Origin of the sequence: Streptomyces sp. NPDC060028, assembly GCF_042736725.1 — a bacterium.
Taxonomy (GTDB): Bacteria; Actinomycetota; Actinomycetes; order Streptomycetales; family Streptomycetaceae; genus Streptomyces.
In genome coordinates this window covers 108821-129088 of the sequence record NZ_JBHWVJ010000002.1, presented here as the reverse complement: position 1 = coordinate 129088, position 20268 = coordinate 108821, and the positions used below count along the sequence as shown (strand labels likewise).

The following is a 20268-nucleotide window of genomic DNA, read 5'->3' as shown; positions in this document are numbered from 1 at the left end:
TTCGGTCCGTGGTGGTGGTCGGCATCAGGTGAAGGCGATCGTGTTGCAGACGCCGGCCAGGATGTCGACGCAGTGGTCCCACTCGGTGAGGTTCTCGGTGGCGATGGAGAAGTCCGCCATCGCCAGCCGTCCCGGAATCGGCACGAAGACGTGCAACTGGCGCACCACGGTGGGCTGGTCGTCGTCCACGAGGAGATTGGCCGGTTTTTCGACCTTGCTGTCCTGCGTCAGCAGCAGCACCGGCCCCGTGGGTAGCCTGGTGACCCCGACCTCGGCATCGGGATGGATCGCGCCCAGCGTGCGCGCCAGGCGCTCGACGGTGTGCTCGTTGGCCAGCTCGCTGGGCCGGGCGACGACCGTGAGGATCACCGAGCTCAGACGCTGCTCCTCCGGCGGTGCGTCCGCCGGTGTCTTCGCCACCAGGACGCCCGCGTACACGGCGCCTGCCGCGGTCAGCATCTCGAACATCGTCTGCTGCGCCAGCACCGCGTGGGCGAGTTCCTCCTGCGACGGCGGGGTCTCCAGCTGTCCGAGCCGGTCGAGCAGCAGGTCGGTGTTCTCCTCCGCGGAGGCGGTCAGGTCGAGGGCGGAGAACTCCTCGGGGACGGAGAACGTCAGTGGCAGTGCGACCCCGGCTCCGGCCGAGGGCACGCGCTCCAGCGCCCACTGCCGGTACGCGTGGGTGTCGGCGGGGTCCTCCCACACTTCGACCTGCGCACCTGCCGCGTCGTTGTGGTTGCGGACGTTGAGCCAGCGCGCTCCGGCCACCAGCTTCAGCGTCCAGACATCGCTGTCCGGGGTGGTCTCCTTGACGACCTCCCACATGTAGCTGTCGGCGTGGTCCGGCTCGTAGATGTACTCCTCGAGCAGGGTGCTGGCGTTGCCGCTGTGCCCGTAGGGGTGCAGGTACGTGTGCCGCCGCTCCATGTTGCGCAGCATGAAGCGCCCTTGGGCGTTGCCCTGCCGTAACTCCCACAGCTGCGACTGGCGCGCCTCGCCCTCCCGCAGGGGCTGCAGGTCGATGGTGCCGTGCCGGTCGTTGTCCGGGTTGGGTTTGCCGGTCAGGTACAGCCCTGTCTTCTGGTTCTTGATCAGGTACTGGCTGCCTTCGATCAGATCACTCACATACGCTCCTCATGGAATGTGGCCGCGCGGGTACGGCGAGTGATCGATTCTGCGGTGAACCGGCTCCGGCATACGGGTGAGGGAGCGTGTCCTTGGCTGGAAGCGGCAGCCGCCCGGGGCCTGCTCGGCCGTGTTCCGACCTGCTGCTGGAGCGCCGACGGCTGCGCTCGAGCTGTCCCAGCTGCTGTCCGGTCCGTGGGCGGACCGTGCGACGAGGAGCGGGGACCGCTCCGCCGTGACCGGGCGGGTGCGGGGCGCCACCGCGAGGGCGCGCCCCGCTCCGGCCGTCGGGGTCAGGAGGACTGGTTCGTCAGGATCGCCGGATCCGACAGGCCGGGCGCGCCCGTCTCCACCTTGCCCGCGAAGCGGCGCAGGAAGTCCGGCGCACCGGACGCCGTGACCGATACGTCGTACCAGCGCCGCGTGTTCTTCAGCGGGACGCTGTACGTGACGGTGGCGCCCGCGGCGACCGTGAGGCGCTTCGGGCCGCCGGCGTAGGCGTTGGTGACCGTGAGGGTGGCGGTCGACCCGCCGGCGTTGGTGAGGGTGAGGTCGAGGTTTCCGGTGGCGGCGTTGTGCCGGGCGGTGGCCTCGGGGCCCGGCGTGGCGGCGGGGTTGCGGAAACCGCGCAGGAAGCCGTTGGGTCCGTGCACGGTCAGGTCGGTGACTCCGGCCGAGTAACGGGTGTTCCAGGTGTCCGCGATCGACTTGCCGGCCTCGGTGGTGTACGTCCAGGGTGCGTCGGTGCGGTTGCCGGAGGTGACGTAGAACTGCGCGCCCAGGTCCTGGCCGCCGCTGAACGTCAGCCGGAACCTGCCCTCCGCGACGAGCGCGGCGCCGTCCACGTACGGGGCGTACTTCAGCGCACGCGTGGGACGCAGGCCCTTCTCCTGGCGGGGCATGGCGCCCTCGGCGGGCGGGGTGGCCCGGAAGTCGGGGTGGCGCTCGCGGTCCTGCGGGAACCAGGCGCCGGTGTCGGGCAGGGGGACGGTGCCGCTGTCGTTGCGGGCGAAGTCGAAGGCGGAGGTCAGGTCGCCGCACACGGCGCGGCGCCACGGGGAGATGTTGGGCTCCTGCACACCGAAGCGCTTCTCCATGAAGCGGATCACGGAGGTGTGGTCGAAGGTCTCGGAGCAGGAGTAGCCGCCGGTGCTCCAGGGGGAGACCACCAGCATCGGCACGCGCGGGCCGAGGCCGTACGGTCCGGCGACGTAGCCGGGCTTGCCGGGGAAGACGTCCAGGGTGGTGGGCGTGGTCGACAGGCCCTGGTCGGCGCTCGCGGGGGCGTACGGCGGGACCACGTGGTCGAAGAAGCCGTCGTTCTCGTCGTAGGTGATGAACAGAGCGGTGCGGGCCCACACGTCGGGGTTGGAGGTGAGGGCGTCCAGAACCTGCGAGATGTACCAGGCGCCGTAGTTGGAGGGCCAGTTGGAGTGCTCGCTGAAAGCCTCGGGAGCCGCGATCCAGGAGACCTGGGGGAGGGCGTCGGCGGTGACGTCGGCGCGCAGCCGGTCGAAGTAACCCTCGCCGGCCTTGGCGTTCGTGCCGGTGCGGGCCTTGTCGTACAGCGGGTTGCCCGGCTGGGCGCCCCGGTAGTTGTTGAAGTAGAGCAGGGAGTTGTCGCCGTAGTTCCCGCGGTAGGCGTCGTTGATCCAGCCCCAGGAGCCGGCGGCGTCGAGGCCGTCGCCGACGTCCTGGTAGACCTTCCAGGAGATCCCGGCCGTCTCCAGGCGCTCGGGGTAGGTGGTCCAGTCGTAGCCGGCCTCGGCGTTGTTCAGGACCGGGCCGCCGCCCTTGCCGTCGTTGCCGGTGTGGCCCGACCAGAGGTAGTAGCGGTTGGGGTCGGTGGAGCCGATGAACGAGCAGTGGTACGCGTCGCAGACGGTGAACGCGTCGGCGAGGGCGTAGTGGAAGGGAATGTCGTCGCGCGTCAGGTACGCCATGGTGGTGGGCGTCTTGGCGGGCACCCAGTTGTCGTACTTGCCCTTGTTGAAGGCGCTCTGGCCGCCCGCCCAGTCGTGGTTGAGGCCTTGGAGGAACTCCATGCCGAGGTCGTCGGACGGCGGCCGGAAGGGCAGCGTCTCCTTCGTGCCGTCCGACTGGTGGAAGACGGACTTGCCGCTGGGCAGGGTCACCGGGCGCGGGTCGCCGAAGCCGCGGACGCCGCGCAGTGCGCCGAAGTAGTGGTCGAAGGAACGATTCTCCTGCATGAGGACCACGATGTGCTCGACATCGGCGATGGTGCCGGTGCTCCCCTGCGCGGGGATGGCGGCGGCGCGCGCGATGCTCTCGTTGAGCATCGTCAGGGCGGCTGCGCCGCCGGCGAGCTGCAGGAAGCGGCGGCGGTTGAGTTCTGCCATGGCGGATCGACCTCTGTCGTTGAGGGGTGGTTGAGCGCCCCCAGGACAGCGCGCCCCGGGTACCGCAGGGGGAGCCTGGCTTGACCTCGGGGAGTACACCAGGCGAACGTCGGACGGATTTCGGGGGAGTGTCGGCCAGCGGTGCACTGAGCGGCGGTCGGGCTGTCGCCCATCGCTGCCGTTCCACTACAGTGCGTGATGCCTGCGCCCGCCCGTGCCGACGTACAGGAGCTGATCCGTGGTCACCCGCGTTCCCGAGCTGGACTCCGGCCTCGTCGGGCAGTGGCAGGCCGGGGGAGGCGAGCTCATCGACCTTTTCGCCCAGGCACACCAACAGCTCGGGCCGGTCGCCGCGTTCAGACTCGGTCCGCGCCCGACCGTCCTGGTCACCGGACCCGAGGCCGTGCAACACGTGCTCGCCCTCCACCCCGACCGGTACGTCAAGCGCTCGCACCGCGCCCGCCTGCTGATCGGTGACGGGGTCCTGGCCGCGACGGGCGAGGCGTGGCAGCGGCAACGGCGCCTGCTGCAGTCCCAGTTCACCGGCCCGGGGATGCGCCGCTACGAGCAGCGGATCACCGAGGCAGCCCGGACCGCCGCCGCGCGCTGGGCCGCGTACGCCCGGGGCCGGGCGGTCCTCGACGTCGGCGACGAGATGCGCCGCTTCGCCCTGGACACCATCTGGCGTTCCCTGACCGGCCATCCCCTCGACCCCGGCACGGAGCGCGAACTGGCCTCCGTACCCGCCGTGGTGGCTGCACTGCCCAGCCTGCCCGCGGACGGCGCCGCCGCCCAAGGGGCCGTCGCCGCCGAGCTGGCCCGTATCGACGCCGTCGCGGCCCGGGCCATCGCCGCCGCCCGCGACGGCGAGGCCGGTCCCGACGGCCCGGGCCTGCTGCACGTCCTGCTGGAGGCGGCGGGAACGCGCCCCGAGTACACCGACCGGCTGATCCGCGACGAGCTGGTCACCCTGCTGGTCGCCGGTCACGAGACCACCGCCACCACCCTGACCTGGCTCCACCTCCTACTGGACCGAAACCCGCAGGCGCGCGAACAGGCCCTCGCCGCGGGCGCCGAGGGCTCGCCCGAGCGGCGGCAGGCCGTCCAGGCGCTGGTCCACGAGACGCTGCGCTTCTACCCGTCCGCGTGGATCCTGCCGCGCTGCGCGGCCCAGGACGACGTCCTCACCGGATACGAGGTCGAGGCCGGCACCGACGTACTGGTCTGCCCCTATCTCACCCACCGGGACCCCGGACTCTGGGAAGAACCGGAGCGCTTCGACCCGGAACGCTTCACCACCCCCGGACGGCGCCCCAAACACCCGGGCAGCTACCTGCCGTTCGGCATCGGGCCGCGGGCCTGCCTCGGGCTGCAGTTCGCCCTCCGGGAGTCGACCGTCCTCCTCGAGCACCTGCTGCCCGCCCACACCCCGCGCTTCCGCTCCACCCCGGCCAAGACCGCGTACGGCCTCACCGTCCGCCCGGACGGCCCGACCCCCGCGACGCTCGTTGCCTGACGTTGCCTGACGTTGCCTGACGAAAAACGCTTGGACGGTGGGGCGGGCGCCGCGGGACACTGCGGATCCTGTCCACTTGGGTCCGACAAAGCAGGGTTGGGATGGATACGCCTGAATCGCGCAAAAGTTCGTCGGGCAGGGGTTCGATGCTGCTCGCACTTCGGTACTACGGAAGGGAGTTGGGTCGGCTCCGGTGGGTGGCGGTGCCCGCGATGCTGTTCCCGGCGCTGGGCAACATCGGCATCGACTACATCGCCCCGCTGGTCGTCGCGAAGCTCGTCGGCCGCATCGCGGGGGACACGGCCCCCGGCGGCGCCGGAACCGACATCGGGGCGATGCTGCCCTACGTTTTCGGCTTCGCCGGAGTCCTGCTGTTCGGCGAGGCGCTGTGGCGCGTCGGACTGCACTGCCTGAACCGTGTCGACGCCCTCGGCATCGAGCACTTGTACGTCATCGGCATGGACGAACTGTTCGCCAAGGACGCCGCCTTCTTCCACGACAACTTCGCCGGATCGCTCACCAAGCGGGTCCTGAGTTTCGCCTCCCGCTTCGAAGAGTTCGTCGACACCCTGACCTTCTCCGTCGTGGGCAAGTTCGTGCCGCTGCTGTTCGGGTCGGTCGTGCTGTGGCAGTACGAACCGCTGCTCGTCGTCGGGCTCCTGGCGATGATCGCGCTGGCCGCACTGCTCGTGCGGCCGTTGATCCGCCGCCGCCAAGCCCTCGTCGACCAGCGGGAGGAGGCGATCGCCCGGGTGTCGGGTCACGTCGCCGACAGCCTGATGAACATGGACACAGTCCGGGCGTTCGCCGCCGAGGAGAGGGAGGCCGCCGAACACCGGTCGCGGGTCGCCCAGTCGCGTCGGCTCATGCTCCGTTCGTGGGACTACGGCAACCTGCGCATCGACACGATCGTCGCGCCGATGTCCGTACTGACCAATGCGCTGGGCCTGTTGGGCGCCATCGCCCTCGCCGGGTCGGGGCACGGCGTGGAGGCGGTGGTCGTCGCCTTCACCTACTACTCCAACGCGACGCGCATCATGTTCGAGTTCAACCAGATCTACCGCCGTCTGGAGAGCTCGATGACGGAGGCCGCGCAGTTCACGGAACTGCTCCTGACGCAGCCGACCGTGCTCGACCCGCCCTGCCCGGAACCGCTGGCCTCCGAGGCCGCCGACGTGCGCTTCGAGCAGGTGACCTTCACCCACGCGGCCGGGGCCGAGCCGCTCTTCGAGGGGCTCGACCTGGCCGTGGCGAGCGGCGCGAAGATCGGTCTCGTCGGCCGGTCCGGCGGGGGCAAGACCACTCTCACCCGGCTGCTGCTGCGGATGACGGACATCGACGCCGGCCGGATCATGATCGGCGGGCAGGACATCAGCAGGCTGTGCCAGGCCGACCTGCGCAGCCTGATCGCGTACGTGCCCCAGGACCCGGCGATGTTCCACCGCACGCTGCGGGACAACATCGCGTTCGCCCGGCCGGGGGCCACCGATGCCGAGATCCGCAGCGCGGCGGAGGCGGCGCACGTCACGGAGTTCGCCGATGCGCTGCCGGACGGCTTCGACACCATGGTGGGCGAGCGCGGGGTGAAGCTGTCCGGCGGACAGCGCCAGCGGGTCGCCCTCGCCAGGGCGATCCTGCGCGACGCGCCGATCCTGCTGCTCGACGAGGCGACGAGCGCGCTGGACTCCGAGAGCGAGATCCTCGTCCAGGACGCGCTGTGGCGGCTCATGGACGGTCGGACGGCGCTCGTGGTGGCGCACCGGCTGAGCACCGTCGCGGGCATGGACCGGCTCGTCGTCCTCGACCGCGGACGGATCGTCGAACAGGGCACGCACCAACAGCTCCTGGCCGCGGAGGGCGCCTACGCGAAGCTGTGGCAGCACCAGTCAGGAGGCTTCCTCGACGACACCACCGCGCGGGCGGACTCTCACTAGTGCTGTGGCCGGACAGGTTCACCGCGTCGCGGCGCCCGGCACGGCACCTCGCCGCGTTGTCGGACCGCGCAAGTACGTCCAGTACGAGACGCGGTCCTCCGCCTTGCGATGTACCGCACCGGACACCGCGCCCCGGCAAACCTGTCCGGCCACAGCACTGGTGCTGTGGCCGGACAGGTTCACCGAGGCGCAGCAACGTCAGGGCCGGCGGGCTGCGGGGGCTGGCCGCCCCCCCGACGGGCCTCGGGCGGGCGGCAGTTGGGGGCGCCCCCCGGGACCGAGGCCCCGTACGGCGGCGGACCGTGCCCCGTACGGCGGCGGGCCGGGGGCTCAGGGGCGGAGGGCGCCGATGATCTCGTCCGTCGTCGCGACCTTGCCGATGCGCGGGAAGATCTTGCCGAAGGTGTGTGCGTGCGAGTCCGCGTCGATGTCGGCGGTGGCGTCCTCGGCGAAGACGACCTCGTAGCTGTTCTCCCAGGCGGTGCGGGCGGTGGACTCCACGCCGGCGCTGGTCGAGATGCCGGCCAGGACGATGCGGTGGATGCCGCGGCGGCGCAGCTGGAGGTCGAGCTCGGTGCCGGTGAAGGCTCCCCAGTGGCGCTTGGTGACGACGACGTCGCCGAGGGCGGCCAGCTCCGCGGGGATCTCGGAGAACCCGGCGGGCGGTGCGGAGGCCGGGCCCGGCCGGTCGACTTCGAGGGTGGGCAGGTCGCCGCCGTCGGGCGACCAGGCGACCTTGACCAGGACCACCGGCAGCTTGTGTGCGCGGAACGCCTCGGCGAGCGCGATGCCCTTCTGCAGGACCTCGTCGGCGGGCCGGTTGGTCGGCAGGGCCAGGATTCCGCTCTGGAGGTCGATCAGGACCAGGGCGGTGTCGCCGTCGAGGGTCAGGGTGGGGCTCATGGTTCCGGGTCTCCTTCGGGGCGTTCGGTCCGGGGCTTACGGGTGTGGCGTACGGGTGTGGGCGTACGGGCGTGGGTCAGTCCTCCGCGAGGCGGCGCAGCAGCGGTACCGCCTCGGCCAGCAGGCTCTGTTCCGCCGGGGTCAGCCGCTCGGCGATGAGCTCCGCGATCCGGCCGTGCCCGGCCTTGCGGCGTTCGTTCACCAGGGCCTGCCCCTCGGGCGTGAGCGAGATGAGCAGCCGGCGGCCGTCGGTGGGGTGCGGGATGCGGGTGACGTAGCCGTCGGCCTGCAATGCGTTCACGGTGGCGATGACCGACTGGGGCCGGATCTTCTCGGCCCGCGCCAGATCCGACGCGGTGGACGGCCCGAGCCGGTCGAGCCGCTTGAGCACGGACATCTGGGACAGGCTCAGCCCGCCGCTCGCGGCCCCGCGCATCTGCCGGACCAGCATGCCGATCGTGTGCTGGAGCTCCTCGGCGGTGTCGCGGGGCTGCGGGGCTGCGGGTTCGGGTCCTACGGGCATGACTAGACGATAGGGATATACAGCCAAACTTGCAAGGCAGACTTATCAATAATGCGGGCGCTGCTCAGGCCGGCTCCGGCAGGCGCCGGGCCAGGGCCCAGGCCGCCAGGGGGAGCACGGCCAGGGCCAACAGCGCGGTGTGCAGGGAGGATGCTTCCGCGGCGGCGCCGATCAGCGGGCCCGTGAGCCCGCCGACGCTGACCGTGAGGCCCAGAGTGACTCCGCTCGCCGTGCCCATGCGGGTCGGCAGGTAGTCCTGCCCCAGGGTGACCTGGAGGGAGAACGGCACGTACAGCGCGGCGGCGGCCAGCGCCGCGCACACGTACACCAGGGGGAGCGGGAGGAAGAGGATGCCGGCGATGGCCGGTCCGGCGGCCGCGTACGCCCGGTGCACGGTGGTGACCCGGCCCCAGCGGGTGGCGAGCCGACCGCCGAGCAGGGTCCCGCCGGCGCTGCCCGCGAACAGGGCGAACAGGGCCACGGCCCCGGCGGTTTCACTTCCGCCGCGCTCGCGAACGTACAAGGCGATGAACGTGCTCAGGCCGATGAAGACGACCGACCGGACGATCACGACCAGCGAGAGCCGCAGGAAGGCCCGCCGGTCCTCAAGGGCGGGGGCGGGGGCGGGCGAAGGGGAAGGGGACGCGGAAGAGGAAGGGGTGGGCGCGCTCTCGTCCCGTCCGCCGGACCCGGGCCCCGCGGCCGGACGCGCCGACCGCGGGGGCCGGCCCAGGAACACCCCGAGCGCCGCCGGGAGCGCCAGCAGCCACCACCCGGCCGGCCCGGGCACCGACAGCGCTCCCACGACCAGCAGCGGCGCACAGGCGAAGCCGATGTTGCCGCCGAGCGCGAACCAGCCCATCGGGCCGTGCCCGGACCCGCCGACGGTGCGTACCAGCCGGGCTGCCGCCGGATGGTAGGCGGCGACGCCCAGCCCGGACAGCGCCACGGCGGCCACCGTGGCCCAGTAGCCGGCGTCCAGTCCGACCAGCGCCACGCCGAGTCCGGCGGCGGCCGTGGCCAGCGGGATCAGCCAGGGCATCGGCCGCCGGTCGGCCAGCACCCCGAACAGCGGCTGGACCACGGAGGACAGGAGCGAGGCGGCGAGCACGACGCCGGACGCGGCGGCGTATCCGTACCCGCGCTCGGCGACGAGGAAGGGGACGAGTGCGGCGACGGAGCCCTGGTAGACGTCCACGCACGAGTGCCCGGCCGAGAAGGCGGCGGTGCGCGCCCGGGCGGCGGCCGGCCCGGGGGCCGCGGGGGTCCGCGCGGGCTTCCGTACGGAGCTTCGCGAGGGGTCGTGCACGGGATTCGATGAGGTCACGGGTCGAGAATCGCTCTCGCCGCGGGCATCGCGCTTCCGATAAATTGCCGGGTGATGCAGAAAATCCGCCACACCCCGCGGGCCGCGACCAGCATCCGCGAGCTCGACACGCACCACGGGATCGACCCGCACCGCCACGACGACCACCAGATCGCCTACGCCGGTTCCGGGGTGCTGTCCATCACCACCGACGCCGGCACCTGGGTGGCCCCGGCTACCCGGGCGCTGTGGATCCCCGCCGGTACGGTGCACGAGCACCGCGCCTACGGCCGGACCGATCTGCACAGCGTGGGCCTGCCGGTGCACCTCAACCCGCTCGGCCTCGCCGTGCCCGCCGTGCTCGCCGTCGGACCGCTGCTGCGCGAGCTGATCCTGGCCTACACGCGGGCCCCCGAGGACGGCAGCCCGCAGCGGCGTCGGATGCGCGGGGTGCTGCTCGACCAGTTGCGGGCCTCGCCGCTCCAGCCGCTGCACCTGCCCGCCCCCGCGGATGCGCGGCTGGCGGCGGTGTGCGCGCTGCTGTACGCGGACCCGGCTGATCCGCGCGGGCTGGCCGCCCTCGGCTCCGTGGCGGGGGCCGGGGCGGGGGAGCGGACGCTGAGCCGGCTGTTCCGCGCCGAGCTGGGCATGACCTTCCCGCAGTGGCGGACCCAGCTGCGGCTGCACCAGGCCCTGCGGCTGCTCGCCGTGGGGACCCCGGTGACGGCGGTCGCGCACCGCTGCGGCTGGGCCTCGGCGAGCGCCTTCATCGACGTCTTCCGCCGGGCCTTCGGGCACACGCCCGGGGCGCACCTGCGCGAGCTTCCGCAACCGTGACGGAGCGTTCCGTACCGGGCTTTCGGGCTACGGCCGGGCGTACCGCAGCTGGACCACGCCGTTGGAGAAGGCTCGGGTGCCCTCCAGGCGCAGCGGGGCCGGCGCGGCGACGGGCGGGAAGAAGGGTCTGCCGCGGCCGATGCGGACGGGGTGGACATAGATCCGGTACGCGTCCACCATGTCGTGGCGCAGGAAGGAGGCGGCGAGGTCGGCCCCGCCCAGCACCAGGTCGCCGCCCGGGGCCGCCTTGAGCGCGGCGACCTCGGCCGGGACGACGTCGCGGACCACGGTGGAGTTCCAGTCGGCGTGCTCCAGGGTGCGCGAGTAGACGTACTTCGGCATCGACCGCCAGATCCCGGCGAACTCGGCCACCGGCTCGCTCGCCGCGGGGTCGGCGTCGGCGGTCGGCCAGAATTCCGCCATCAGCTCGTGCGTGACGCGGCCCGACAGGAAACCGCCCATCGGGCGCAGTTCGTCGTTCAGGTGCCGGTGCAGTTCGTCGTCGACGAGATGCCAGTCGATCTGCCGTTCGGGCCCCTCGAAGAAGCCTTCGAGGGACACGGACCCCATCAGGATGATCTTTCGCATGTCCGCCGACGCTACATACTGGCCGGTGTGAATGCCGAAGACGACACAGTCCTGTTCGACACCGCGGGCCGGACGGCGGTGATCACCCTCAACCGCCCCAAGGCCCTCAATGCCCTCACCCACCCCATGGTGCGGGCCATCGCCGAGGCCCTGACCGCCTGGGAGCACGACCCGGCCGTCACCCAGGTCCTCATCCGCGGAGCCGGTGAGCGAGGGCTGTGCGCGGGCGGGGACATCCGGGCCATCCACGACGATGCCAAGGCCGGTACCAGCGCCTCGGCCGGCTTCTGGCGCGACGAGTACCGGCTCAACGCCCGTATCGCCCGCTACCCCAAGCCCTACGTCGCGCTCATGGACGGCATCGTGATGGGCGGCGGGGTGGGCGTCTCGGCCCACGGCAGCGTCCGCATCGTCACCGAACGCTCCCGCGTCGCCATGCCCGAGACCGGCATCGGCTTCGTCCCCGACGTCGGGGGCACCCACCTGCTGGCCCGCGCCCCCGGCCGGCTCGGCCTCCACCTCGCCCTCACCGGCACCGCCGTCGGCGCGGCCGACGCGCTGCTGTGCGGACTCGCCGACCACTTCGTCCCCGCCGCCCGGCTCCCCGGGCTGACCGCCGAACTCGCCGCGGCCCCCGTCCACGAGGTGCTCCCGCGTCACGCCGCCACCCCCGCCCCCGGTGAACTGGCCGGGCAGCGCGAGTGGATCGATCACTGCTACGCCGCGGACACGGTCGAGGGGATCGTGGAGCGGCTGCTCGCGCACGGCGACCCGGCCGCGAAGGAGACCGCCGAAACGATCCTGGCCAAGTCCCCGACCGCCCTCAAGGTGACCCTCGCCGCCGTGCGCCGGGCCGGCGTACTCGGCTCCCTGGAGCGGGTGCTGGCCCAGGAGTTCCGGGTCTCGTGCCACGCGCTGCGGACGGCGGACCTGGTGGAGGGCATCCGGGCCCAGGTCGTGGACAAGGACCGCCGGCCGCGCTGGTCCCCGGCCGCGGCGGCCGACGTGTCCGATGCGGACGTGGCCCGGTTCCTCGCGCCGCTGGGCGGCGCCCTGGAACTGCCCTTCCCCGAGGCCGACGCCACTCTCGGCTGAGCGGCGCCGGCGTCCGGAGCCCGGCGCCTGCCCCCGGGCGGCGGCCTACGAGGCCACGTACTCCCGCAGATGGCGCGCGGTCAGCGTGTCCGCCCGGGCCACCAGCGCGGCCGGAGTGCCCTCGAAGACCACCTGGCCGCCGTCGTGGCCGCCGCGCGGGCCGATGTCGATCAGCCAGTCGGCGTGCGCCATCACCGCCTGGTGGTGCTCGATGACGATGACCGAGTTCCCGTCGTCGACGAGCCGGTCCAGCAGCGCGAGCAGCTTGTCGACGTCGGCCATGTGCAGCCCGGTCGTGGGCTCGTCCAGGATGTAAGTCGAGGACTTCTCCGCCATGTTGACGGCCAGCTTGAGCCGCTGGCGCTCACCGCCGGACAGGGTGTTCAGCGGCTGTCCGAGCCGCAGGTAGCCGAGGCCGACGTCGGCGAGCCTGCCGAGGATGGCCCGCGCCTGCCCGGTGGCGAAGAACTCGTACGCCTCCGCCACCGGCATGTCGAGCACCTCGCTGATGTTCTTGCCGCGCAGCAGGTACGTGAGCACCTCGGGCGTGAACCGCTTGCCCTCGCACTCCTCGCAGACCGAGGCCACCCCGGCCATCATGGCCAGGTCCGTGTAGAGCAGCCCGAGGCCGTTGCACTTGGGGCAGGCACCTTCGGAATTCGCGCTGAACAGCGCCGCCTTGACCCCGTTGGCCTTCGCGAAGGCGGTCCGGATCGGGTTCAACAGGCCGGTGTACGTGGCAGGGTTGGACCGGCGCGAGCCGCGGATCGGCGACTGGTCGGCCACCGTCACCCCGTCCCGCCCGGCCAGATAACCGTGGATCAGCGAGCTTTTGCCGGAGCCCGCGACCCCGGTCACCACCGTCAGCACCCCGAGCGGCACGTCCACGCTGACGTCCTTCAGGTTGTGCAGATCGGCGCCCTTGACGGACAGGTGGCCGCGCGGGGTGCGCACCGGCTCCCGCAGCCGCGCCCGGTGTCCGAGGTGGCGGCCGGTGAGGGTGCCGGACGTGCGCAGCCCGGCCACGTCCCCGCTGTAGCAGAGCTGCCCGCCGGCCGTGCCCGCGCCGGGGCCGAGGTCGACGACGTGGTCGGCGATGGCGATGACCTCTGGTTTGTGCTCGACGACGAGCACGGTGTTGCCCTTGTCGCGCAGCCTCAGCAGCAGGTCGTTCATGCGCTGGATGTCGTGCGGGTGCAGCCCGGTGGTCGGCTCGTCGAAGACGTACGTGATGTCGGTGAGCGAGGAGCCGAGGTGGCGGACCATCTTGACCCGCTGGGCCTCGCCGCCGGACAGGGTCGCCGAGGGCCGGTCCAGGCTGAGGTAGCCGAGCCCGATCTCGACGAGGGAGTCCAGCAGGTCCCGCAGATTGGCCAGCAGGGGCGCGACCCCGGGGTCGTCGATCCGCCGGACGAAGGCGGCGAGGTCACTGATCTGCAGGGAAGAGCAGTCGGCGATGTTCACCCCGTCGATCCGCGAGGAGAGCGCGGCGGCCGAGAGCCGGGTGCCGGCGCAGTCGGGGCAGTCGGTGAAGACCACGGCGCGGTCCACGAAGGCCCGGATGTGGGACTGCATGGACTCGCGGTCCTTGGAGAGGTAGGTGCGCTGGATCTTGGTGATCAGGCCCTCGTACGTGAAGTTGTTGGAGCCGACCCTCACCTTCAGCGGCGCCTTGTGCAGGAAGTCGGCCCACTCCCGCTCGGTGAATTCCTTCAGTTTCGTGTCGGGGGAGTAGAAGCCGGAGTTCGCCATGATCTGCCAGTACCAGGAGTCCACGGCGAAGCCGGGGACGGTGATCGCGCCCTCGTTGAGGGAGAGTTCACGGTCGACGAGCTGGTCCACGGCGATGTCGGAGACCTGGCCGATGCCCTCGCAGCGCGGGCACATGCCGTCGGGGGTGTTGAAGCTGAAGGCGCTGGAGGTGCCGATGTGCGGACTTCCGAGCCGGGAGAAGACGATCCGCAGCATCGTGTAGGCGTCGGTCGCGGTGCCCACGGTGGAACGGGAGTTCGCGCCCATCCGCTCCTGGTCGACCACGATGGCGGCGCTCAGGTTGTGCAGCCCGTCCACGTCGGGGCGGCCCAGGCTCGGCATGAACGACTGGATGAAGGCCGTGTACGTCTCGTTGATCATGCGCTGCGATTCGGCGGCGATGGTGCCGAAGACGAGCGAGGACTTGCCGGAGCCGGATACGCCGGTGAAGACGGTGAGCCGGCGCTTGGGGATGTCGAGCGACAGGTCGACGAGGTTGTTCTCGCGGGCGCCTCGAACCTGGATGACCTGATGGCTGTCGGCGGCCGCGGCGGTGGCCGCGGCGGTGGCTGTGGTCCGCGGGTCCGTGGAGGCGGCTCCCGAGGTGTCCTCGCCGGCGCCGGCGGCCCAGTCGACCAGCTGGATGACCACCCCGTTGGGGTCCGTGACCTGGAACAGGCGCTCGCCCCAGGGTTCCTCGCGGAGCCCCATCGTGATCGGGGCGCCCTCGGCGCGCAGGCGTGCGTACTCGCCCGGAAGGTCGGCCACGGTGAAGGCCAGGATCAGCCCGGCCGCGTGCCGGTCGCGCAAGCCCTCGGGCAGGACCTCGATGCCGGTCCGCAGGAAGATCACCTGTGGCCCGGACGGGTGGGTGAGGGAGGCGAAGCCCTCGGCGGACATGGCCTCCTCGTAGCCGAAGTGCCTGGCCAGGAAGGTGGTGGAGGCGGTGACGTCGTCAACGGTCAGGGATATCGCGGTGCTGGTGATCTGCACGGAACTCCTTGTTGCGCCGGGCGGTCAGCAAACATTGTACATAGTATTCTGTATGGCGTAGAAAGTTTTTGGCGGAGCTGTGGAGCAGAGGAGAGGGCCGAGATGGCGAAGGACCGGAGCGGGGCGGGCGACCCCGTCCGCACCCTGGCGCTGCTGTGGCGCGAGCCCGGCGAGGAGCCGCGGGGTGGGCGGCGGGGGCCGCGGCAAGGGCTCACCGTGGACGCCGTGGTACGGGCCGCGACCGGGCTCGCCGACGAGGCGGGGCTCGCCGCGCTCACCATGCGGGCCCTGGCCACGCGCCTCGGCGTCACGCCGATGACCCTCTACACGTACGTGCCGGGCAAGGCCGAGCTGCTCGACCTCATGCTCGACGACGCGTACAAGGTCATGGAGCGTCGGGAGGGGGCCGCCGGGGAGCCGTGGCGCGCGAAGGTCGCCCGGGTCGCCGACGACAACCGGGACCTGCTCGCCCGCCACCCCTGGATCGCCGACCTGGCCGTCACCCGCCCCCCGCTGGGCCCCGGCGTGATCGGGAAGTACGAGCACGAGCTGGCGGCTTTCGACGGCATCGGCCTGACGGACGTCGAGATGGACGCCGCCCTGACCCACCTGCTCGGCTTCGTCCACGTGAACGCCCTGGCCGCCGCCGACGCCGCCGCGCACAACAGCCGCCAGAGCGACGAGGAGTGGTGGGCCGTCAGCGCACCACTGCTGGAGCGGGCCATGGACGCCGAGCGCTACCCGCTCGCCGGGCGCGTCGGCAGCGCGGTCGGCGGCTACGACCCGCAGACCGTCTGGGAGTTCGGCCTGCGGTGCGTCCTGGACGGGCTGGCCCGGCTGATCGACTCACGGCCCGGTCGGCGGTAGGCCCGGTCAGCGGTAGCCGGTGGTGTCCGCCGGGCGGTCCGGGTCCTGGACCTCGACCATGTACCGCCAGGCGTCCGGCCGGCTGCCGTCGAGATCCGTGAAACCGTAGACCCGGGCGAGCTGCCCGCTGGAGAGGGACTGCCCGTTCCAGCGCGACACTTCCGGGTCGGCGGCCAGCGCCGCGACCGCGCGCCCCACGTACGAGGGGGACTCGGAGATCGCGAAGTGCGGGACCTTGTCCAAGGCGTCACGCCAATTGGCCTCCGTCACCCCGAAGGTGTCCAGCATCATCTCCGAGCGCAGCCAGCCCGGGGTCAGCGCCACCGCGGTCGCGCCCCGCGGCCCCAGCTCGTGTCCGAGCGCGAACGCCATGCGCAGCACCGCCGACTTGGCGATGTCGTAGAAGAACGACACCCGGTAGCGGCTCGCGTTGTACTCGGCCGTGCCGTCCGTCATCTCCACCACCAGACCGCCGCCCGGCCCGCGCAGCAGCAGCGGCAGCGCGTAGTGGCTGGTGATGGCATGGGTCTCCACCGCGAGCCGCATCAGCCGCAGCCCCTTGTCCAGGTCGTGCTCCCAGACCGTGCTCTCCCACTCGAAGAGCAGCTCACCACCCCAGATGTCGTTCACCAGCACGTCCAGGCGTCCCTGCTCGGCATCGATCCGCCCGACCAGCGCCTCCACCTGCGCGGGCACCAGATGGTCCGCGACCACCGCGATCCCCTGCCCGCCGGCCGCCGTGACCAGCTCAGCCGTCTCCTCGATCGTCTCCGGCCGGTCGTACTCCGAGCGCCTGCCACGGGTGCTGCGCCCCGTCACGTACACGGTCGCGCCCCGGGCGCCCAGCTCGACCGCGATGCCGCGGCCCGCGCCCCGCGTGGCCCCCGCCACCAGGGCGACCGTACCTTCAAGACTTCGGTGTGTTTCCGCCATGATCCGACCCTACGTCGCCCCCCCGCGGGGCGCGGCCCACGGCCCGCGCGTGCGGGTGGCCGGATCGGCGGTCTTTCGCGCGGACCGGCGGCTGGATACGACTGGAGCCCGTGTCCTGCCCGCGATCCAGGGAGACGTGCACCCGATGAGCACACCCGGTATGACGAGCTTCGACGAGATCTACGGATTGCCCGACCCCCGGGGGTACTTCACCCGGCTCGGGCCGTACGAATACCAGACCCCGCACCACGCCCAGGCGGTGTTCCGCGCCCTGACCGGCCGCGAACTCCCGCCGGGACGCCCGGCGATGCTCGACCTGTGCTGCTCGTACGGGATCAACGCGGCGCTCGTCAACCACGACGTGACCCTGGAGGAGCTGTACGAGCGCTACACCTCGGCGAAGAGCGCCGAACTGACCACGGCCGAACTCATCGACTGGGACCGGGACTTCTACGCCTCGCGGCGGCGCTCCGACGCCGTCCGCGCCATCGGCGTCGACGTGTCGGGGCCCGCCGTCGCCTACGCGCTGTCCGTCGGCCTGCTCGACGAGGGCTACTGCGAGGACCTGGAGAGCACCGAACCCGGCAGGGGACTGCGCCGGGCGGCGGCCGGAGCCGGCCTGATCACCGTCACCGGCGGCACCAGCTTCCTCACCGAGCGCACCTTCGGGCGGCTGATCACCGCCGCCGGGCGGCCGGTGCCGGTGGCCGCGTTCGTCCTGCGCACCCACGACTACCGGCCGATCTCCGGGTGCCTGCGGTCGTACGGGCTGGCCGTGGAACGCTCCACCGCCACCCACCCGCAGCGCCGCTTCACCGACCCGCAGGAGCAGCGGACCGCGGTCGAGACCGTCACCGCCCTCGGCGAGGACCCGGCCGGGAAGGAGACGGCGGGGTACTTCCACACCCGCCTGCACCTGGCCCGCTGACCCCGCCGAAGCGGCGGGCCCCCCGGATCCGGTACGAGGCGATGGCGCCGGTCGAGGCCAGGACCAGCAGCAAGCCCCCGGCCGCGGCCGCGAGCGCCGTGCCCGGTCCCCACAGGGTCCAGGCCGCCCCGAACAGCAGGGACGCCGCGAATCGGGACAGTGCCTGCGCCGTCTGCAGCACCGCGAGCCCGGTCGCGCGCAGCTCCCGCGGAAGCAGGGGCCCGGCGGCGGCCATCAGCACCCCGTCGGTGGTGGCGTAGAACAGGCCGAGCAGGGACAGGACGCCGACGGCCAGGAAGGGCCCGGCGGGGAACGGCGCCAGGATCAGCAGGCAGGCGCCGAGCAGGAGCACGTGTCCGCCGAGGAAGACCCGGTGGCGGCCGCGCCGGTCGGCGAGCCGCCCGGCGGGCAGCGCGGCAGACAGGAACACCGCGGCCGCGGCGACGGGCAGCAGCGGGAAGTAGACGGCCGGCAGGTCGAGCCGGCGCTGGAGCAGCAGGTAGAGGAAGGCGTCGCCGACGGTGAACAGGCCCAGCGCGGCCGCCGTCAGACACAGCGCCCCCAGGCCGGGGACGCGCAGCAGCGTGCGGAGGCCGGGGGTGGGCGCGCGGGCGGGTACGGGTGTGCGGGCGCGGGCCGGTGTCGGCGCCCGTGTCGATGCCGGCGCGGGGGTCTCGCGTACGAACAGCCCGAGCAGCACCACCCCGAGCACGGCCACGCAGGCGCTCACGGTGAACACGGCGCCGTACCCGTCCACCGCCACCCACAACACCCCGAACGCGGCCAGCGGCCCCAGCAGCGCACCGGCCGTGTCCATGGCACGGTGCACCCCGAAGGCCCGGCCCTGCTCCCCGGGCGGACAGGACAGCGAGATCAGCGCATCGCGCGGCGCGGTGCGCAGTCCCTTGCCGGTCCGGTCGGCGGCCAGCACCGCCGCCACCGACCAAGGGGTGGCGACGGCGAGCAGGGCCGCCTTGCACGCGGCGGACATCGCATAGCCCGCGCCCGCGACGAGCTTGCGGCGGCGGGTGCGGTCCGCGACCCGGCCGCCGACGATGCGCAAGAGTGCGGTGGCCCCCTGCTGGAGCCCGTCCAGGGCGCCGAAGGCCAGCGGGGTCATGCCGAGCCCGGCCACCAGGTAGAGCGGCAGGACGGCGGTGACCATCTCGGCGGAGACATCCGTGACCATGCTGACCAGGCCGAGCACGATCACGGTCGCGGGGACCGGTGTGCGGCGGCCGGGCGGGGCGAGGCCCTGGGCGGTGTCGGCCGCCCGGCCGGCGGACAGGTACACGGATGTCTCCCTGGGTCGCAGCGGTCAGTACCAGTTGAGGGTGAGGGGGAAGGTGGTGGTGGAGGTGGTTGTGGTGGTGTCGGTTGCGGTGGCGGTGATCTGGGTGGTGCCGGTGGTCCAGGGTTTGCCGGTGATGCGGCCGGTGTTGGTGTCGAGGGTGAGTCCGAAGGGGAGTGCGGTGGTGGTGTAGCGGACGGGGGGTTTGCCTCCGGTGGTGGTGAGCTGGATGGTGCAGGTCTGGTTGAACTTGCAGGTCTGGGGGCCGGGGTTGGCGAGCTTCAGGTCACCGGGAGTCGGGGTGGGCGTGGGGGTCGGGGTGGGCGTAGGCGTAGGGGTCGGCGTCGGAGTGGGGGTTGGGGTCGGCGTGGGTGTCGTGCCGTCGAACACCTCCGTGATCGGCTGGACGTTGGCGGCGTTGCCCGCGTGCGTCGCCGTCCCGAACAAGTCCTCCAGGGTGCGCAGCAGGTGGTGGTGGCTGTACGCGGTCGCGTACTTCCCGTTCTTGACGTGCGCCCCGTGGAAGACGGTGGCAATCTGGTTGGAGCCGAGGTAGTTGTCCTCGTCCCATGTCAGCACCAGCAGACTGTTGTTGGCCTTCGCCCACTGCGCGTAGGCGTCGAGGTTGCTCTTCGTCCAGGTGTCGCCCGTGCCGACCGCACAGGAGTGCATGTCGTTGCACAGGTTGGGCACCACGAAGGACAGACTCGGCAGCGCCGCGAAATTGTTCTGCGGGAACTGCGCCCAGGTCTTCCCGGTGCTCAGCGGGATGTTCTTGAAGGCGAACCACGGGTTGTGCTTCTGCGCGTACTGGCCGCTGGTGCAGGCCGTGGAACCCTCGCTCGGCAGGTCCTCGTTGTACGTGCCGAAGGACTTGCCCGCCGCGATCACCTCCTGACCGAGGTTGGCGGCGGTCATCGACTGGGCGGTGTAGCAGCCGTCCCCGGTGATGCCCTGGGTGGCCCCGGAGAACAGGTTGAAGTAGTTCGGCTGGCTGGGGTGGGTCAGCGCCTTCATGCCGGTGAGGCTCGCGCCGCCGTTCGCCAGCTGGTTGATGTACGGGGCGCTCGCGCTGCCGATGACGTCGCCGTACTGCTTGTTCTCGAAGACGGCCACGACCACGTGATCGTACGAGGGCAGTCCGGCGACGGCGCTGCCGGCCGTGCCGACGGAGGCCGAAGCCCCGTCAGCCGCTTCGGAGTTGGCTATGGTGAAGGCGCCCAGCAGGCCGATCGCGCCCAGTGCGGCCACGAGCGCGGACCGGCGGGCCCGCCGTCTTTTGGGACTGTGCAGGGGGCTCATGAAGTGGTTCCTCCT

At 72.0% G+C, this 20268-nt stretch carries 16 protein-coding genes; 6 read left to right on the top strand and 10 right to left on the bottom strand.

All coding sequences use genetic code 11. The features are described from left to right. Window positions 1-24: 24 nt before the first annotated feature. Entirely contained in the window at window positions 25-1125 is a 1101-nt protein-coding gene (locus ACFWBF_RS01735) for an RICIN domain-containing protein (protein ID WP_385593511.1), read from the bottom strand. A 293-nt stretch (window positions 1126-1418) separates the two neighbouring features. After that, complete coding sequence (locus ACFWBF_RS01730) at window positions 1419-3485, bottom strand: phosphocholine-specific phospholipase C (RefSeq protein ID WP_385593508.1); 2067 nt, start codon at window positions 3483-3485, stop codon at window positions 1419-1421. 238 nt (window positions 3486-3723) lie between these two features. Between ACFWBF_RS01730 and ACFWBF_RS01725 the strand changes: the two genes are divergently transcribed. Together ACFWBF_RS01725 and ACFWBF_RS01720 are read left to right on the top strand one after the other, a co-directional pair. After that, window positions 3724-5001: a cytochrome P450 gene (locus ACFWBF_RS01725; protein ID WP_385593506.1), complete on the top strand. Its 1278-nt coding sequence runs from the start codon at window positions 3724-3726 to the stop codon at window positions 4999-5001. A 146-nt stretch (window positions 5002-5147) separates the two neighbouring features. Beyond that, on the top strand, window positions 5148-6935 hold the full coding sequence (locus ACFWBF_RS01720; protein ID WP_385593503.1) for an ABC transporter ATP-binding protein: 1788 nt from the start codon (window positions 5148-5150) through the stop codon (window positions 6933-6935). Window positions 6936-7265: 330 nt separating this feature from the next. Here ACFWBF_RS01720 and ACFWBF_RS01715 read toward each other — a convergent pair whose 3' ends face one another. From ACFWBF_RS01715 to ACFWBF_RS01705, 3 genes are all read right to left on the bottom strand, one after another. After that, entirely contained in the window at window positions 7266-7838 is a 573-nt protein-coding gene (locus ACFWBF_RS01715; protein WP_385593500.1) for a hydrolase, read from the bottom strand. Window positions 7839-7914: 76 nt separating this feature from the next. Next, window positions 7915-8361 (bottom strand): MarR family winged helix-turn-helix transcriptional regulator, encoded by a 447-nt coding sequence (locus ACFWBF_RS01710; RefSeq protein ID WP_385593497.1) that lies wholly within the window; start codon window positions 8359-8361, stop codon window positions 7915-7917. A gap of 64 nt (window positions 8362-8425) precedes the next feature. Then, window positions 8426-9559 (bottom strand): MFS transporter, encoded by a 1134-nt coding sequence (locus ACFWBF_RS01705; RefSeq protein ID WP_385593770.1) that lies wholly within the window; start codon window positions 9557-9559, stop codon window positions 8426-8428. 183 nt (window positions 9560-9742) lie between these two features. On the opposite strand from ACFWBF_RS01705, the gene ACFWBF_RS01700 reads away from it, so the two are divergent. Then, on the top strand, window positions 9743-10504 hold the full coding sequence (locus tag ACFWBF_RS01700) for an AraC family transcriptional regulator (RefSeq protein ID WP_385593494.1): 762 nt from the start codon (window positions 9743-9745) through the stop codon (window positions 10502-10504). A 27-nt stretch (window positions 10505-10531) separates the two neighbouring features. Here the strand turns inward: ACFWBF_RS01700 and ACFWBF_RS01695 are convergent, their stop codons facing one another. Beyond that, the gene (locus ACFWBF_RS01695) at window positions 10532-11092 is read right to left on the bottom strand and encodes a dihydrofolate reductase family protein (protein ID WP_385593491.1); all 561 of its coding nucleotides are present in this window, start codon (window positions 11090-11092) and stop codon (window positions 10532-10534) included. A gap of 27 nt (window positions 11093-11119) precedes the next feature. Between ACFWBF_RS01695 and ACFWBF_RS01690 the strand changes: the two genes are divergently transcribed. Beyond that, window positions 11120-12187, top strand: coding sequence for an enoyl-CoA hydratase/isomerase family protein (locus ACFWBF_RS01690; RefSeq protein WP_385593488.1), 1068 nt, complete (start codon window positions 11120-11122; stop codon window positions 12185-12187). A gap of 45 nt (window positions 12188-12232) precedes the next feature. On the opposite strand, the gene ACFWBF_RS01685 is transcribed toward ACFWBF_RS01690, so the two are convergent. Beyond that, window positions 12233-14932: an ATP-binding cassette domain-containing protein gene (locus tag ACFWBF_RS01685; protein ID WP_385593485.1), complete on the bottom strand. Its 2700-nt coding sequence runs from the start codon at window positions 14930-14932 to the stop codon at window positions 12233-12235. 102 nt (window positions 14933-15034) lie between these two features. Here ACFWBF_RS01685 and ACFWBF_RS01680 point away from each other — a divergent pair, with 102 nt between their 5' ends. Further along, window positions 15035-15799, top strand: coding sequence for a TetR/AcrR family transcriptional regulator (locus tag ACFWBF_RS01680; RefSeq protein WP_385593482.1), 765 nt, complete (start codon window positions 15035-15037; stop codon window positions 15797-15799). Between the two features lie 6 nt (window positions 15800-15805). Here the strand turns inward: ACFWBF_RS01680 and ACFWBF_RS01675 are convergent, their stop codons facing one another. Beyond that, window positions 15806-16732, bottom strand: coding sequence for an SDR family oxidoreductase (locus tag ACFWBF_RS01675; RefSeq protein ID WP_385593478.1), 927 nt, complete (start codon window positions 16730-16732; stop codon window positions 15806-15808). A gap of 145 nt (window positions 16733-16877) precedes the next feature. Between ACFWBF_RS01675 and ACFWBF_RS01670 the strand changes: the two genes are divergently transcribed. Beyond that, complete coding sequence (locus ACFWBF_RS01670) at window positions 16878-17660, top strand: hypothetical protein (protein WP_385593475.1); 783 nt, start codon at window positions 16878-16880, stop codon at window positions 17658-17660. Here the strand turns inward: ACFWBF_RS01670 and ACFWBF_RS01665 are convergent. Further along, the gene (locus ACFWBF_RS01665) at window positions 17584-18954 is read right to left on the bottom strand and encodes an MFS transporter (RefSeq protein ID WP_385593472.1); all 1371 of its coding nucleotides are present in this window, start codon (window positions 18952-18954) and stop codon (window positions 17584-17586) included. The two genes, ACFWBF_RS01670 and ACFWBF_RS01665, sit on opposite strands and share 77 nt — an antisense overlap. 24 nt (window positions 18955-18978) lie before the next feature. After that, window positions 18979-20253: an alkaline phosphatase family protein gene (locus ACFWBF_RS01660; RefSeq protein ID WP_385593470.1), complete on the bottom strand. Its 1275-nt coding sequence runs from the start codon at window positions 20251-20253 to the stop codon at window positions 18979-18981. Between the last annotated feature and the right edge of the window lie 15 nt (window positions 20254-20268).